General features: G+C 71.3%; 14 protein-coding genes and 1 pseudogene. 8 read left to right on the top strand and 7 right to left on the bottom strand.

Translation table 11 applies throughout. The features are described from left to right. From ABZ027_RS42100 to ABZ027_RS42090, 3 genes are all read left to right on the top strand, one after another. Nucleotides 1-149, top strand: a 149-nt coding sequence (locus ABZ027_RS42100; RefSeq protein WP_356778215.1) for a hypothetical protein, incomplete at its 5' end; no start/stop codon positions are given. 10 nt (nt 150-159) lie between these two features. Then, nucleotides 160-1041, top strand: coding sequence for a phosphogluconate dehydrogenase (NAD(+)-dependent, decarboxylating) (gene gnd / locus ABZ027_RS42095; RefSeq protein ID WP_356778213.1), 882 nt, complete (start codon nt 160-162; stop codon nt 1039-1041). Nucleotides 1042-1048: 7 nt separating this feature from the next. Then, the gene (locus tag ABZ027_RS42090) at nt 1049-1636 is read left to right on the top strand and encodes a histidine phosphatase family protein (protein WP_356778211.1); all 588 of its coding nucleotides are present in this window, start codon (nt 1049-1051) and stop codon (nt 1634-1636) included. 371 nt (nt 1637-2007) lie between these two features. On the opposite strand, the gene ABZ027_RS42085 is transcribed toward ABZ027_RS42090, so the two are convergent. The 3 genes from ABZ027_RS42085 to ABZ027_RS42075 all read right to left on the bottom strand — a co-directional run bounded on the left by ABZ027_RS42085 (nt 2008) and on the right by ABZ027_RS42075 (nt 6241). Beyond that, entirely contained in the window at nt 2008-3162 is a 1155-nt protein-coding gene (locus tag ABZ027_RS42085) for a transposase (protein ID WP_356778209.1), read from the bottom strand. A gap of 340 nt (nt 3163-3502) precedes the next feature. After that, entirely contained in the window at nt 3503-5308 is a 1806-nt protein-coding gene (locus ABZ027_RS42080) for a TIM barrel protein (RefSeq protein ID WP_356778207.1), read from the bottom strand. Between the two features lie 48 nt (nt 5309-5356). Then, nucleotides 5357-6241, bottom strand: coding sequence for a shikimate dehydrogenase (locus tag ABZ027_RS42075; protein ID WP_356778205.1), 885 nt, complete (start codon nt 6239-6241; stop codon nt 5357-5359). 160 nt (nt 6242-6401) lie between these two features. On the opposite strand from ABZ027_RS42075, the gene ABZ027_RS42070 reads away from it, so the two are divergent. Together ABZ027_RS42070 and ABZ027_RS42065 are read left to right on the top strand one after the other, a co-directional pair. Beyond that, on the top strand, nt 6402-7067 hold the full coding sequence (locus ABZ027_RS42070; protein ID WP_356778203.1) for a TetR/AcrR family transcriptional regulator: 666 nt from the start codon (nt 6402-6404) through the stop codon (nt 7065-7067). A gap of 129 nt (nt 7068-7196) precedes the next feature. Continuing rightward, nucleotides 7197-8546, top strand: coding sequence for an MFS transporter (locus tag ABZ027_RS42065; protein WP_356778201.1), 1350 nt, complete (start codon nt 7197-7199; stop codon nt 8544-8546). Nucleotides 8547-8677: 131 nt separating this feature from the next. Here the strand turns inward: ABZ027_RS42065 and ABZ027_RS42060 are convergent, their stop codons facing one another. Together ABZ027_RS42060 and ABZ027_RS42055 are read right to left on the bottom strand one after the other, a co-directional pair. After that, nucleotides 8678-9745, bottom strand: coding sequence for an N-acetylmuramoyl-L-alanine amidase (locus ABZ027_RS42060; protein ID WP_356778199.1), 1068 nt, complete (start codon nt 9743-9745; stop codon nt 8678-8680). Between the two features lie 122 nt (nt 9746-9867). Beyond that, nucleotides 9868-10302: a PPOX class F420-dependent oxidoreductase gene (locus ABZ027_RS42055; RefSeq protein ID WP_356778195.1), complete on the bottom strand. Its 435-nt coding sequence runs from the start codon at nt 10300-10302 to the stop codon at nt 9868-9870. A gap of 106 nt (nt 10303-10408) precedes the next feature. Between ABZ027_RS42055 and ABZ027_RS42050 the strand changes: the two genes are divergently transcribed. The 3 genes from ABZ027_RS42050 (at nt 10409) to ABZ027_RS42040 (ending at nt 13731) form a co-directional block, all read left to right on the top strand. Next, complete coding sequence (locus tag ABZ027_RS42050; RefSeq protein WP_356778193.1) at nt 10409-10996, top strand: TetR/AcrR family transcriptional regulator; 588 nt, start codon at nt 10409-10411, stop codon at nt 10994-10996. Further along, entirely contained in the window at nt 10993-12435 is a 1443-nt protein-coding gene (locus ABZ027_RS42045) for an MFS transporter (RefSeq protein WP_356778191.1), read from the top strand. Before ABZ027_RS42050 ends, ABZ027_RS42045 begins: the two co-directional genes overlap by 4 nt. A 66-nt stretch (nt 12436-12501) precedes the next feature. Beyond that, nucleotides 12502-13731 carry a serine hydrolase domain-containing protein gene (locus tag ABZ027_RS42040; protein ID WP_356778189.1) on the top strand — a complete coding sequence of 410 codons (1230 nt, stop codon included), beginning with the start codon at nt 12502-12504 and terminating at the stop codon, nt 13729-13731. A 7-nt stretch (nt 13732-13738) separates the two neighbouring features. On the opposite strand, the gene ABZ027_RS42035 is transcribed toward ABZ027_RS42040, so the two are convergent. Together ABZ027_RS42035 and ABZ027_RS42030 are read right to left on the bottom strand one after the other, a co-directional pair. Continuing rightward, on the bottom strand, nt 13739-14788 hold the full coding sequence (locus ABZ027_RS42035; RefSeq protein WP_356778187.1) for a saccharopine dehydrogenase: 1050 nt from the start codon (nt 14786-14788) through the stop codon (nt 13739-13741). Then, nucleotides 14785-14966 (bottom strand): annotated as a pseudogene (locus ABZ027_RS42030) (sarcosine oxidase subunit beta); the annotation flags it as partial. The gene ABZ027_RS42035 and the pseudogene ABZ027_RS42030, both read right to left, overlap by 4 nt. Between the last annotated feature and the right edge of the window lie 90 nt (nt 14967-15056).

The raw sequence follows: 15056 nt of genomic DNA, 5'->3' as shown, positions 1-15056 counted from the left end.
ACTCCTTCGACCAGTGGGGCGTCGAACTCGGCAAGGTCCTCGCCAAGCGCGTCGAACCCGCCCTCACCCAAGGCACCGACGTACCCGGCCTGGACTCCTCAACCGCCGCTCTCGTGGCCGCCTACCGCGGCCTCAAGGAAGTGAAGTGACATGACAGCGATGCAGCTCGGCCTCATCGGCCTCGGCAAGATGGGCGGGAACATGCGCGAGCGGGTCCGCCGCGCCGGCCACACCGTCATCGGCTACGACCGCAACCCCGAGGTCTCCGACGTGAGCAGTCTGGCCGAACTGGTCGACAGGCTCGAAGCCCCGCGCACCGTCTGGGTGATGGTGCCGGCCGGCGCGGCCACCCAGTCGGTGGTCGACGAACTCGGCGACCTGCTCTCGGCCGGCGACACCGTGGTCGACGGCGGCAACTCCCGCTGGACCGACGACGAGAAGCACGCCGAGGAGCTCGGCGCCAAGGGCATCGGCTTCGTCGACGCCGGAGTCTCCGGCGGCGTGTGGGGTCTGAAGAACGGCTACGCCCTGATGGTCGGCGGCGACAAGGAGCACGTCGACCGGCTCCAGCCGATCTTCGAGGCGCTGAAGCCGGAGGGCCCCTACGGCTACGTCCACGCGGGCAAGGTCGGCGCCGGGCACTTCTCCAAGATGGTCCACAACGGCATCGAGTACGCCATGATGCAGGCGTACGCGGAGGGCTGGGAGCTGCTGGAGTCGGTGGACTCGGTCACCGACGTGCGTGAGGTCTTCCGCTCCTGGCAGGAGGGCACGGTCATCCGGTCCTGGCTGCTCGACCTGGCCGTCGACGCCCTCGACGAGGACGAGCACCTGGAGAAGCTGAAGGGCTACGCCCAGGACTCCGGTGAGGGCCGCTGGACCGTCGAGGCCGCCATCGACAACGCGGTGCCGCTCCCGGCGATCACGGCCTCCCTCTTCGCGCGGTTCGCGTCCCGGCAGGAGGACTCGCCGCAGATGAAGATGATCGCGGCGCTGCGCAACCAGTTCGGCGGCCACGCCGTCGAGTCGGCGAAGAAGTAGGTGCGCCGTGGGGGACCTTCTGCTGGTCCGCCACGGTGAGACGGAGTGGAGCAGATCGGGACAGCACACCAGCTGGACCGACCTGCCCCTCACCGAGCGCGGCGAGGAACAGGCCAAGTCCCTCGCTCCGCTCCTCTCGTCGCGGACCTTCGCCCGCGCGCTGACCAGCCCGCTGGACCGCGCGATACGCACCGCCGAACTGGCGGGCGTCACCGGGGTCGTACCCGACCCCGACCTGCATGAATGGGACTACGGTGGCTACGAGGGCATCACCACCGTCGAGATCCACCGCACCCGCCCCGACTGGTACCTGTGGACCGACGGTGTATCGCCCGGCCCGGCCGGTCATCCCGGAGAGTCGCCCGAGGAGGTGGGCCGGCGCGCCGACCGCGTCCTCGCCCGAGTGGACGAGGCCCTCCCCGACGGCGACGTGATCCTGGTGGCCCACGGCCACTTCCTGCGGGTCGTGACGGCCCGTCGGCTGGGTCTGCCCCCGTCCGAAGGACGGCTGTTCCAGCTCGCCACGGGCACCGTCAGCCGGTTGTCCACGGAGCACGACCGGCCGGTCATCGCGGAGTGGAACACCCGGCCGTAGGGACGGGGCTGCGGGAACCGGTCGGAGGCACCCTGTCGTGGGAACTCTCTCGTAGGAACCCGGCCGTTGGACGAACGGGCCCGGCACCCGGGACGGCTCACCCTGAGCGGTGAGCGCGTCCGGGTGCCGGGCCCGTCGTCTGCCGGTTGACAGGGCGGGCCGGGCGCGTCAGAGTCCCCGCTGATGGAGACCGACGACCTGACCTCGGCCGAACTGCGGGTGTGGCGTGCCTTCCCGCGCGGCGAGTCCGTCACCTTCTCGGCCGTGAAAGGCCGAGCTTGTGCGCTCGGTCGTTCACGCTTCGTCGCGCTTCCGACTGTCCCCTACGACAGGACGGTCACGGGTCGCATCCACCCTCTCCCCAAGCGGGCTCAGGGGGAGGATGCGGGTGCGGTGACAAGCACCCACGCCGAGCGTGCACGGTTGCGCACGTTGACCCCGGCGACGTGGTCGGCGGGCCCAGCGAGGCCACACCGACGACAGCAAAAATGTTCCCGGGTCGACCGGTTGGCCTTCTCGGTGTGGCCGCAGCGCGGGCAGCGCTGCGAGGTATGGCGCGGATCCACCTCCATGAACGGAACCCCGGCTTGACGGGCCTTGTACCTCAGGTGCTCGCCCAGCTGATGGAAGGGCCAGGAGGAGAGGGTGGCTCGCTGGTCGCGGCGAAGCCGTACCCGCTCGCGGATCCCGCCGAGTTCCTCAACGGCGATCCCGCGACCGGTGCGTTGCGCGACAGACACGATCTCCTTGGAAATCCTGTGGTTTACGTGAGTGGCATGACGCTGCTCCTTCTGCGTCCGCCGTGCGAGGCGACGGGTGGCCGAGCGGGTCTGCTTCTTTTGCAGTTCAGTGCGTTTACGGGCCTGCCAGCGCCGGTAGCGCGACAGGCGCCGGCCCTGGTAGTTGGTGCCGTCCGAGGTGGTGGCGAGGTTGACGATGCCGCGGTCTACGCCGACGAAGTCCACCGGCTCGTACACCTCGGGATCGGGCACCTCGCAGGTGGCCATCAAATACCACCTGCCGCCCCGGCAGATGAGATCGCTCTCGCCGCGCCGGTACTGCACCAGTGTCTTGAGCTGGTCGACATGGCCGGTGTAGCGCAGGTTCTTCAGCCGCCCCTCAACCGTCCAGATCGACACCGTGCGCGCGTCGTGCTGCCACGACAGACACCGGTCATCGAACGGCTGGGCCGCCCCGGGCCGGAAGGCGATCGGGGTACCGGTGGCCTTGAGCCGGCGTTTCGAGCCGGGCTTGCCGAGGTTTCCGGCCGTCAGGTTCGCCTGCAAGGTGGCGTAGGCGTCGACGGTCTTCTTGATCGCGCGGACGGCGGGCTGGGCGGAGAGACCAAAGGTCGCCTTGATGTCCGTATAGACCAGCTTCTGCAGCTCGTTGCGCCCGTACAGGCCCTGCTCGAAGGCGGTACGGGACACATGGTCGGCCGCGCGGTTGCAGGCGTGCAGGGTCGCCTCAAGTACCGACGCCTGCTCGGGCGTCGGCAGCAGCTTCACCTGCACCACCAGCTTCATGACATCGGACCGTAGTACGACCACCACACGCACACGCGACACTTCTGCGAGCATCACCGATCTCGGCGACATGAGGAACGGCCGTTCGCATAACCCGATTCCGTCGGGCAGCGGTACGGGCGCTCCGCGCCCACAGGGAATCGAAGCGGCGACGCTCCGCGTCGCGGTCGCTGGAGGTGCACTTCCGCGAGGCGGACGACGAGGACACGGCACAGGGCCGGGAGTGGGGTCTCGAACGGACCGTCCGGGCGGCCGTGTTGCGGACCCTGCTGCTCGACGGGCCACGTCATCGCCGGCTGGGTCCTGGCCACGACGGTCTTCGCCGGCGTGACCCGCACCGTCAGCCGCCAGTGAGCCGCCTGACCGCGTGCTGGGCGGCCAGGCGCACGGGGGCGTTCTGGGCGCCGAAGCCACGGTAGTCGCCGTCACGCTGGACGAGTTCGAAGAAGACCCGGCCGACGGTGTGGGTGTAGCAGTGACGGAAGGTGCCGTGCGCGTCCCGGTCGTAGAGGATGCCGAGTTCGCGGTACGTCTTCAGCTCCTCGTCGGCGCAGTCGTACCGGGCCACCAGGTCGTCGTAGTAGTTCGCGGGGATCGGCAGCAGTCGGCCGCCGGCGTCGAGGAAGCGACGGGCCGCGGCGACCACGTCGTCGGTGGCGAGCGCGATGTGCTGGGCGTGGACTGTGTCGTCGGTGGGGGCCGCGCCGACCGACAGGGCGATCCGCACGCTGCCGTCGGGGGTGGCGACGGCGCGGCTGCGCAGCAGTCCGTAAGGGTCGGCGACGTCGACGCTCTCCTGGGCCCGTAGCCCGAGTACGCCGCGGTGGAAGAGAGCCGCCTCGTCGAAGTGGTGCCAGGGCTGGGTGAGGGCGAGGTGGTCGACGCCGGACACGCCCCCGGTGGCTGCCGGGTGCTGGAGGTCCTCGAAGTCGGCCCGCCAGTCGGGGAGTTCGGGGTGGCCGGTGGCGCAGAAGAACAGTTCCGTGCCGTCGGGCGCGGCCACCGCGTCGAGCGGGGCGTCCGCGGGGGCGCGTCGGCGGGGCAGCACGGGGGCGAGCAGCGCCTCGGCGCGGCGGGCGGCGGCCGCGGGGTCCGGTGACTCCAGTCCGATCGCGGCCAGGTGGGTGCCGTCCCGGCGTACGGCCGCGCCGGTGTTGACCAGGACGCGGGCCTCGCCCTGCTGCCACAGGTCGACGGGCTTGCTGCGATGGCGTGCCGTGCGGGCGAAACCGAGCGCGCCCAGCAGGGCACCGACGGGGGCGGCGTCCGGGGTGACCAGTTCGGCGAAGGCCACTGCCGTGGGCACGACCGGGGCGGGCGGTGCGGCGACGCCGACCGTCTCCTGGAGGACCAGCAGCGAGCGCCGGGCGTCCACGGCCGTGGGGCCGGCCTCGGCTTGCCGGAAGACGTCGTTGAAGACCTCCAGGGAGAGCGGGCCGTCGTAGCCGGTGGCGAGGACGTGGCGCAGGAGCCCGGCGACGTCGAGGCCGCCCTGGCCGGGGAAGCAGCGGTAGTGGCGGCTCCACTGGAGGACGTCCATGGCGAGCAGCGGGGCGTCCGCGAGCTGGAGGAAGAAGATCTTCTCCCCGGGGATGTCCGCGATGCCCTCGAGGTCCTTCGGTCCGGAGCATCGGGACAGGATGTGGAAGCTGTCCAGGCAGGTGCCGAGGGCGGGGTGACGGGCCGTCTCGACGATGTGCCAGGCGTGGTCGTAGGTGCTGACGTGCCGTCCCCAGGCCAGCGCCTCGTAGGCGACCCGGATGCCGAAGTCCTGTGCCAGGTCGGCCAGTTCGCTCAGCTGCTCGGTGGCGAGCGTGTCGTCGTCCATGGCGAGCGGGGAGACGCTGGAACAGACCAGGACGGTGTCGGCGCCGAGGCGGCCCATCAGCTCGAACTTGTGCCGGGCGCGCCGCAGGTTGCGGGCGAACTCGTCGGGCGGCACGGCCTCGATGTCGCGCAGGGGCTGGTAGAGGTCGACGGTGAGACCGAGGTCGGCGCAGCGGGCGCGAATCTCCTCGGGGGTGAGGGGACTGGCGAGCAGGTCGTTCTCGAAGATCTCGACGCCGTCGAAGCCGGCCCGGGCCGCGGCGGTGAGCTTCTCGGTGAGGGATCCGCTCAGCGAGACGGTGGCGATGCACGTGCGCACCTCGGTACCTCTCTCTCCTCGGGTCTGTGTCGGGGCCGTCACGGCTCTCTATCGGGGGGTCCGCACGGTCCCGGTCAGCTCGGCGAACGCGGCGAGCATCCGCGCGCTGTCGGGTTCCCGGCCGGTGAACAGGCGGAAGGCGTCGACGGCCTGGAAGACGGCCATGCCGCCGCCGTCGAGGGTGGCGCAGCCCAACGCGCGGGCGGTGCGCAGCAGCTCCGTCTCCAGTGGGCGGTAGACCACCTCGGCGACCCACAGCCGGGGACGCAGCAGTTCGGCGGGCAGGGGCAGGCCGGGATGGGCGGCCATTCCGGTGGGGGTCGCGTTGATGAGGCCGCCGGTGCCGTCGGCCTCGGCGAGCAGTCCGGGCAGCCGGTCGGGGCCCGCGGTGACCGCCCGGCCGTCCCCGAAGCTCCGGTTCAGGGACGCGGCGAGGGCGGCGGCCCGCTCGGGCACCGCGTCGACGAGGGTGACCCGCTCGGCGCCGAGGGTGAGCGTGGCGTGCGCGACGGCCGCGCCCGCGCCGCCGGCGCCCAGCTGCACGACCCGCTCCAGCGGTACGTCGGGCAGGCCGCGCGCGAAGGAGGCGGCGAAGCCGGTGACGTCGGTGTTGTGGCCGATGGCACGGCCGCCGTCGAAGACGACGGTGTTGACCGCGCCGAGCGCCTCGGCCTGCGGGGAGAGGGCGTCGAGGTGCGGGATGACCAGCTGCTTGCAGGGGTGGGTGATGTTCAGCCCGTCGAAGCCCAGGTCCCGGGCGGCCCGCACCAGGTCGCCCACCGCCTCGGGCGCAAGGCCCAGGGTGTCGATGTCGATCAGCCGGTAGAGGTGACGCAGGCCCTGGTGGTCGGCCTCCCGCTGATGCAGCGCCGGGCTCAGCGAGGGGCCGATGCCGGAACCGATCAGCGCCACGAGATACGAGTCCTTGGGCACGTGGCCTCCCGGGTCTCAACAATGTACGAACCAGTGAGTTAGTCATAGCAGCAGGCACGGGCCCCTGGGAAGCCCCTGCCCGGACGACGGGCACGCCCGGACGTCCGCACGCCCGGGCTTCTACAATCACCGGCACAGGCCCTACGCCCGAAGGAACCCGATGACCAGCGTGGACGAACCGGCAGCACCGAACGGGCGGATCCGTGACGCCGCCCGCACCCGGGCCGAGATCCTCGACGTCGCCACGCAGGAGTTCGCCCGGGCCGGCTACGACGGGGCCCGGGTGGACGAGATCGCCGCCCGCACCCGCACCACCAAGCGGATGATCTACTACTACTTCGGCGGCAAGGAACAGCTGTTCACGACCGTACTGGAGCGGGCGTACGGCGTGATCCGCGACGCCGAGCAGCGGCTCGACGTCGAACACCTCGACCCGGTTGCGGCCATCCGGCGCCTGGCCGAGCTCACCTTCGACCACCATGAGCGGCACCCCGACTTCATCCGCCTGGTCAGCATCGAGAACATCCACGGCGCACAGCACATCGCGGCCTCCGAGAAGCTCGGCAGGATCGGCTCGCCCGCCCTCGAGGTGATCCGCCGGATCCTGGCGTCGGGCCAGGAGTCCGGCCTGTTCACGGCCGACGTCGACGCCGTCGACCTGCACGCGATGATCAGCTCGTTCTGCTTCTTCCGGGTGGCCAACCGGCACACCTTCCGTGTGCTGTTCGACCGCGACCTGGTGGACCCTGTCGAGCGCGAGCGCTACCGCACCATGCTGGGCGACATGGTGATCGCCTACCTGACGGCTGAGCGCGCGGCCAAGTGAGATCGGCGGCGCGACCTCTTGACACCCCGGGAAACAACGGCGCACCATCCCACCCACCGCGACTAACTACCCAGTGGGTTAATTAGCCGCCGATCCGGCCTCTCCCCCTCCGCTCACAAGGAGCACGCCGTGTCCGTCCCCGCCGCCTCCCCGCCCACCGGCCAGCCGAAGAAAGCCGCCACCGCGGCCTGGATCGGCAGCGCCCTGGAGTACTACGACTTCTTCATCTACGGCAGTGCCGCCGCGTTGATCTTCCCCGAGGTCTTCTTCGACGAGTCCGACCCGGCCACCGCCACCCTGCTGTCGCTGGCCACCTTCGGTGTCGCGTACGCCGCCCGCCCCGTCGGCGCCCTGTTCCTCGGACACGTCGGCGACCGGGTCGGCCGTAAGAAGATCATGGTCTTCACGCTGATCCTGATGGGCCTGTCGACGTTCCTCATCGGCTGCCTGCCCACCCGCGCCCAGGTCGGCACCCTCGCGCCCGTCCTGCTGGTCCTGTGCCGGGTGCTCCAGGGCATCTCGGCGGCGGGCGAGCAGGCCAGCGCCAACTCGATGACGCTGGAACACGCGCCACCGCACCGGCGCGGCTTCTTCACCAGCTTCACCCTCAGCGGCACCCAGGGCGGGCAGCTCCTCGCCACCCTGGTCTTCATCCCGGTCGCCGCGCTCCCCGACGACCAACTGCTGTCCTGGGGCTGGCGGATCCCGTTCTGGCTGAGCGTCGCGGTCGCGGTCGTGGGCTACGTGATCCGGCGCAAACTGGACGAGACTCCGGTCTTCGCGCAGCAGCAGGCCTCGGGTGAAGGCGTCGCCAGGTTGCCGCTGGTGGTACTGCTGCGCGAGCACTGGGCGGATGTGCTGCGGGTGATCGCGGGCGCGCTGGTCGCCTCGGTCAGCACGATCTTCACGGTGTGGGCCCTGGCGTACGCGACGAGCGACTCCGTCGGGATGAGCCGCTCCTCGATGCTGTGGGCGGGCGCGCTGGCCAACCTGGTCGCGCTGGCCGCGATCCCCCTGTGGGCCAGCTTGTCGGACCGGGTTGGCCGCCGCCCGGTGTACCTGATCGGCGCCGCGGGCAGCGCGGTCGCGATGTTCGCCTACCTGTGGGCGATCTCCACGGGCTCCTACCCGCTGACCCTCGTCCTGGGCGTGGTCGCCTTCGGTGTCCTCTACAGCGCCGCGAACGGCGTGTGGCCCTCCTTCTACGGCGAAATGTTCCCGACCCGCGTCCGCCTGTCCGGCATGGCGGTCGGCACGCAGATCGGTTTCGCCATAGCCGGCTTCGCCGTCACCTTCGCCGCGCAGATCGCCGGCCCGGACGGCGCCGACTGGTCCGCGGTGGCCCTCTTCACCGCGGCCCTGTGCGTCCCGCCGGTGGTCGCCGCCCTGTCGGCCCGCGAGACCGCGAAGGTGCCGACCGAGGAACTCGGCGAGCGGGCGCGGCGGGAGGCGTCCCAGCCGGAGACGGTGACGGCCTGACGGCTCGGCTCCGGGTCCTCGGTCGTCACGCCCCCCTCGTTCCCGTACCAAGCGGGCCGCCGCACCCGCGGTGCGCCCGCGGCGGGGCGGCCCGCCCCCACGGCAGCCCCGCCCTCTCGCTGCTCGAGGTCTCAGCTCTCCTTCCACACCAGCAGCTTCAGCACGGCGCTGGTGATCCGCACCGGCACCGTCTCGAAGGTCTTCAGCCGGATGCGCATCTGGCGACCGGAGCCGACCCGGCCGGTGAGGGGTAACTTTCCGAACGTGTCGCCGGAGGTGCCGATGAGCTCACCGATGGGGTGGTCGGTGACGTACGCCCCGGTGGAGTCGACCTCGGACTGGCGCATCTGGAGGGCGTGGCCCGCGGGGAGACCGGAGACACGCAGGTCGAGTTCGCCGGTGAAGCGGGCCGGGCCGCGGACGAAGACGGAGCCGTCATTGGCGTGGCCGCCGGGTTCGTCGGTCCACTCGGCGGTGAACTCGATGGCGTCCCAGTCGCCGCCGGGCCTGAGCGTGAACGGCGCGTCGATGCCGAGGTTGACGTAGAGGGGCATGGGGTCCTCCTTCTCCCAGTGGCCGGCCGGCAGCGCCAGGCAGTCGGCCAGATCACGACGGAAGTCCTTCATGTCGAAGCCGCGCGGGTCGGGCTTCCAGTCGCTCCACTCCAGGTGGCCGATCGCGCTCTTGCGGCTCCAGCCATGGGCACGGCAGATCGCGGCGTTGGCCTTGACCATCGCCACGTACTGAGCGCGCGGCCACGGGTCCTTGCCGTTGCCGAGGTTCTCGCACTCGAAGCCGTAGAAGTGACGGTTGCCGTCGACCGCGCCTGCCGAGCCCTCGTGCTTGTGCGGGGCGGGCGGGCGGTCGCCGTACGACTCGTCGCGCACGGCCGCCAGTACGGTCCCGTCACCGCCGCCGGCGTGGTTGGCGCGACCGTTGCCCACGAGGTGGACGACGCCGTCCTTGGTGATGCAGCCGGTGGCGAGCGGGCCGGGCAGGTCGCTGCGTCCGTCGTAGACGAGATCGACGACGTCGACTCCGGATCCCGTCGCGGTGTGGTGGTTCATCACGCCGTACACCGGGCCCCAGGCGCCCACACCGTTGCGGTTGTGGGTCCGCCAGCTGCGGACCTCGTGCACGGTGCAGCCCTCGGCGAGCAGTGCGGCGAGCAGTCTGGAAGCCGTGAGTGGTGTGGCCATCTAGCCTCGGTTTCCCTCTCGTTGTCCCCGTCGTGTCGCCGTACGCAGCGTAGGGCGACACGACGGGGGCCGCCGGGGAATCCGAGCGATCACAGGAACTCACAGGAACCGCTTGCCCGCACTCACGCGGGAATGCCGTACGCCCGTTCCACGCGCAGTCGCACCACCAGGCGGCGGTCCCGGACCATGGCGGCCCGGTAGTCGTCCCAGTCGGGGTGCTCCCCGAGGACGTCGCGGTACAGGCGGACCAGTTCCTCGACGGTCTCGTCGTACGGGTCCTTCGCGACGGGCAGCAGGTCGGCTGTGCCCTCGACCACCGTGTAGGCGCGATGGTCCGCAGAGGTCACGTGGTACGAGGCCCGCGGGTCTCTTCGCAGGTTGCGGGTCTTGGCACGGTCGTCGGTGACCGAGATCCGGATGACCCCCTCCTCCGGGTAGTAGTGGTGGCTCACGTTCGAGAGCTGGGGGCGGCCGTCGCGCTTGAGGGTGACCAGCACCCCGCTGCGGCCTTCGGAGAGCAGCGCGAGCAGTGCGTTCTGGTTCGGATCCTGAGTCATGCCAGCGACAACCTGAGTGGGCGCCGTAGGCATTCCCTCCTCGCGCATAGACACTGTCTACCGGGAGCAGTAGACACTGTCTACTGGCTCCTGGTAGACAGTGTCTATGACCTCATCCGAGCCAGCGTCGGATCTGCGCTCCCGTCTCATCGACGTCGGTGTGGACCTGGTGACCCGCGAGGGCGCCCACGCACTGTCCCTGCGGGAGATCGCCCGGCGGGCCGGTGTCTCGCACGGCGCACCCCGCCGGTACTTCCCCACCCACCTGGAACTGCTGTCGGCCATCGCGCGCCGCGGCTTCGCCGACCTGGGCGACCGGGTCATGACGGCGGTGGGCACCGGTACGCGGAGCCCTCGCGCACAGCTGGTGACACTGGGGCGCGCCTACCTGGAGTTCGCACTGGAAAACCCTGGAATGTACGAGCTGATGTTCCATCACGATCTGTTGGAGAGTGGCCACTTGGGGCTACGCGACACCAGCCTTCCGCTCTTCGGTGTGCTGGTGGAGTTGGTCGGGCGGGCCCGCCCCGACGCGGACGCCCGCCCTGCCGCGGCCGCGTTGTGGGCGAACCTGCACGGCGTCGCCCAGCTGTGGAGCTGGGGCAGCCTCCAACTGGCCACCGGCGCCGACGACTTCGCCCCGTTGCTGCGCACCGTTCTGGACGCCCATCTGGGACCGGAGGCGGCCGAATGACCGTCCACCGTCGTCTGGCAGCGACGGGCAGTGTGGTCGGTGCGATGATCGTCGCCCTGGACGGTACGGTCCTCACCGTCGCGTGGCCCGGCCTGCAGCGCGATCTGGGCGCCTCGTTCGCGCAGGTGCAGTGGACCAGCACCGGTTATCTGATCGCGGTGGCGAGCCTGTTGGTGTTCGCGGGGCGGCTCGGCGACCGGTACGGGCACCAGCGGCTCTTCGCCGTCGGGATGCTCGGTTTCGGGGCCGCGTCGGCCGGTATCGGCCTGGCGCCCGGGATCGGCTGGATGATCGGACTGCGGGTCGTACAGGGCGTGTTCGGGGCGTTGTTGCAGCCCGCGACACTCGGGATGCTGCGTGCCGCGTATCCGCCCGACCGGCTGCGGACACCGATCGCCGTACGGACCGCCGCCATCGGTGTGGCGGCCGCCCTCGGTCCGGTGGTCGGTGGTGCGCTGGTGTCCGGACCGGGCTGGCGGGCGGTGTTCTTCCTCAACGTGGCGCCCGCGGTCGTCCTCGGCTCGCTCGTCCTTGTCCGGCCGGGGCCACGGCGGGCCGCGGCCGGACAGAGGGCGCGCCGACTCCCGCCCGGGCAGGCGCCGAAGCAGGCCCCTTCCGCTGGTCTCGACGTGCCCGGCGCGCTGCTGCTCGCGGTGACCCTGGCGGGCCTCGTCCACACCCTGGTGGTGCTGCCGGACGTCCGCTGGACGACGGCGGGCGAGGTCGCAGTGGTGCTGGTCGCGGCTGCCGGGTTCGTCCGGCACGAGCGTCGGACCGCGAGCCCGCTGATCCCGCCGGACGTGGTGGGTTCGGTCGCCGTCGGCTCGGCGCTCGGTGTTCTCGTCACGGCCTCGGCGGCCCTCCACGGCACGCTGTTCGTCAGTACGTACGTCATGCAGGACACCCTCGGTCTCGACCCCTTGCAGAGCGCGCTGCGGAGCCTGCCGTTGGCGGTCATGATGGTGGCCGCCGCACCCTGCGGCGCCGTCCTGCTGCGACGCGCGGGCGCCCGTCGTACGGGTGTGCCGGCGATGGCGGTCCTCGCGCTCGGGATCCTGCTGCTGGTCCGGGCCTCCGGCACCCTGGCGCTGTGTGTCGGCTTCGGTCTGCTGGGGGCCGGGTTCGGCACGGTGATGGTGACGGCCACCCATGTCGTCGTACGGCACAGTGCCGTCGAGTCGGCCGGAGTGGCGGGCGGGGCCAAGCAGACGGCGATGAACGTGGGACCGATTCTCGGGGTGGCCGCCGCGACCGTGCTCCTGGGGTCCGGCGGCGGGCGAGCACTGCCGCTCCTGGTCCTGACCACGGTGGCGGTGGGCGGGGCGGTGGTGGGCGGCCTGTTGCCGGGGCATGGCGCTGTGGGTGCGGACGATCACTGTGACACTGCCGACGATCTTGGGGATGCGGGCCCCCGGACGTCTGTTCCTGCGCGACGATGATGTCTGAGGCCGTTTCCGGCGGGGTAGGCCGGACCGCACCTCGACGAACGGTGACGGAGGAGAACGATGGCACAGCTGCGGCAAGAGGTGGACCCCCGCGAGGTCGGGCTGGACGCCAAGGCGCTGGACCGCCTCGACCAGCATGTCGCCCACCACGTGGACGAGGGCCGCCTGCCCGGTTTCCTGGTGGCTGTCGCCCGCGGCGGTCGGGTCGCCCACCTCACGACGCACGGCCACCGGGACATCGCGGCCGGTCTGCCGGTCGAGCCGGACACGCTCTGGCGGATCTACTCCATGACCAAGCCGGTCACCTCGGTCGCCGCGCTGCTCCTGGTCGAGGAGGGCCGGCTGTCGCTGGACGACCCGGTCGAGCGGTATCTGCCGGCCTTCGCCGAGCCCCGGGTGTACGTCAGCGGCTCCGGCGCCGACCTGGTGACCCGCCCGGCCGCCGGACCGATACGGGTACGGCATCTGATGACCCACACCGCGGGCCTGACCTTCGCCTTCTACCACACCCACCCGGTGGACGCCCTCTACCGGGAGGCAGGCCTGGCGTCGTCGGTGATACCGGGCTCGACCCTGGCCGAGACGGTCGACGTGTACGCGAGTCTGCCGCTGCAGTACGAGCCGGGCACCCAGTGGAACTACTCCGTCGCCTCCAACGTGCTGGGCCGGATCATCGAGGTGGTGTCGGGACAGCCGCTCGACACGTTCTTCGCCGAGCGGGTCCTCGGCCCGCTCGGCATGACCGACGCCGGTTTCCACGTCACCCCCGAACAGGTGGGCCGACTGGCCGAGTTGTACGGCGACGCCGACGGCGGCGGCATCGAGCCGATCCCCGGACTCCCGCTGCACGGCCGGCCCCGCTTCCTGTCCGGCAGCGGCGGCTTGGCGGCGTCCGCGCACGACGTGCACCGCTTCATGGAGCTGCTGCGCCGCCGCGGCGAACTCGACGGCGTCCGTCTCCTGGCCCCCGAGACGGTGGACCTGATGACCTCCAACCACCTTCCGGGCGGCGACGACCTGCGTGCGGTCGGCAGCAAACCCGCGCACGACGAACCCGGCAACGACGGCGTCGGCTTCGGCCTCGGCGTCTCCGTGGTCATCGACCCGTCCCGCACCCTGGCACCCGCGGGCCCCGGCACGTTCGGCTGGAGCGGTGTGGCGACGACGACGTTCTGGGTGGACCCGAGCCGCGACCTGACCGTGCAGTTCATGACGCAGCTACGGCCGAAGAAGTCCCTCGCGCTCTTCCCCGACCTCAAACGGCTGGTGCACGAGGCGGTCACCGACTAGCGCCGCTCTACTCCCCTTTTTCGAGGCCCAGTTCACGGCACGCCTGATGGAACCGGTCCAGGCAGCGTCCCCAGGCGCCGCCCACCTCGAAGTCGAGCAGTTGCGGCAGCAGGGCGGCCGAGAAGTCGGTGCTGGACTCCTTCGGCAGCAGGGACGGCAGGTTGTCGATGGCGATGAGATCCAGCGGGGGTTCCTCGCGCAGCCGCCGGGCGGGCTCCTCCCAGTCGGTGGTGCGGTCGTAGACCGGCAGGACGTTCAGGGGTGAGCCGACGTCGCAGGTGACGTCGCACAGGGTGCGCAGGCGACGGGCGGGAAGGTCGAGGTCCACGTCGCGCAGGAAGGGCGGGACGGGGGTCGTGGCGAGGACCGCGTTCACCATGACGTCGTGCGCGAGCAGGGCCGGCCGGTCTAGGTCGCGGGTCTCTTCCAGGTCCCAGCAGGTGGGTTCGACGCCGGCCGTGCGCAGGGCCACCCGCGCGCCCCGTCCGCTGCGGCCGAGGGCGCCGACCACCAGGGCGGTGAACTCCCCGTCCCCGGCGACCGGACGCAGCGTCGCGTCCAGGGCGTCCTTGTCGGTGGGCGTCAGGGGTGCGGCGAGGCGGCCCCGGTGCTGGAGCACGGCGAGGGCGGCGCCCAGGTAACCGGCCCAGAAGCCGAACGCCGCGAGGCGACGGCCGGTGTCGTCCACCAGGTATTCGAGGTCGAACAACGCCCCGCTCCCGGCGGTGAACCGGCCGAGCAGGTCGGCGGCGGACGGCTGCCGTTTGTAGGCGTGCCCGAAGAAGATGTGCCGGTGCCTCAACTCGGTCGGTTCGTCAGGGAGTTCCTTCAGTCCGAGGATGACGGCGTCGGTCGGCGCCGAGATCCACGACCCGGCCGGGACGACCCGGCAGCCGGCCGCCTCGTACTGCTCGACGGGGAAGATCCGCTGCGGGGACTCCTCGACGGTGAGCGTCACTCCGTTCTCGACGAGCCCGCCGGCGTCGGACGGCACGATGGGCGTGCGCCGCTCGGTGGTGCGGACCTCGTGGCGCAGCCACAGATGGAGCTCGGTCATACCAGGTTGGCCTCCGGTCGCGTGCGTCGGCCGCGAACCGGCCGGCGCTGAGCGGGCTGACGTCCACGAAGGGTACGCGGCCGGGGTACGGGTCGCGGGCGGCCTCGCCGACGGCCGGTCCCCGCGGGAAGCCGTGGCCGAAGAACCCGGTGGCGTGCCGGAGCCGGGAGACCGACGTGCGTCGGGGCACGGTCGGGGCGGCGCCCACCGCGGTCAAGCGCTTCGGCTCGGCCCTGCTGGTGATGTTCGCGATCAGCGTGCTGGTGTT

The sequence above is a fragment of the Streptomyces sp. NPDC006332 genome, from assembly GCF_040612855.1.
Taxonomy (GTDB): Bacteria; Actinomycetota; Actinomycetes; order Streptomycetales; family Streptomycetaceae; genus Streptomyces.
Note: the sequence above shows the minus strand (reverse complement) of the source record. Positions and strands in the feature narration are given on the sequence as shown.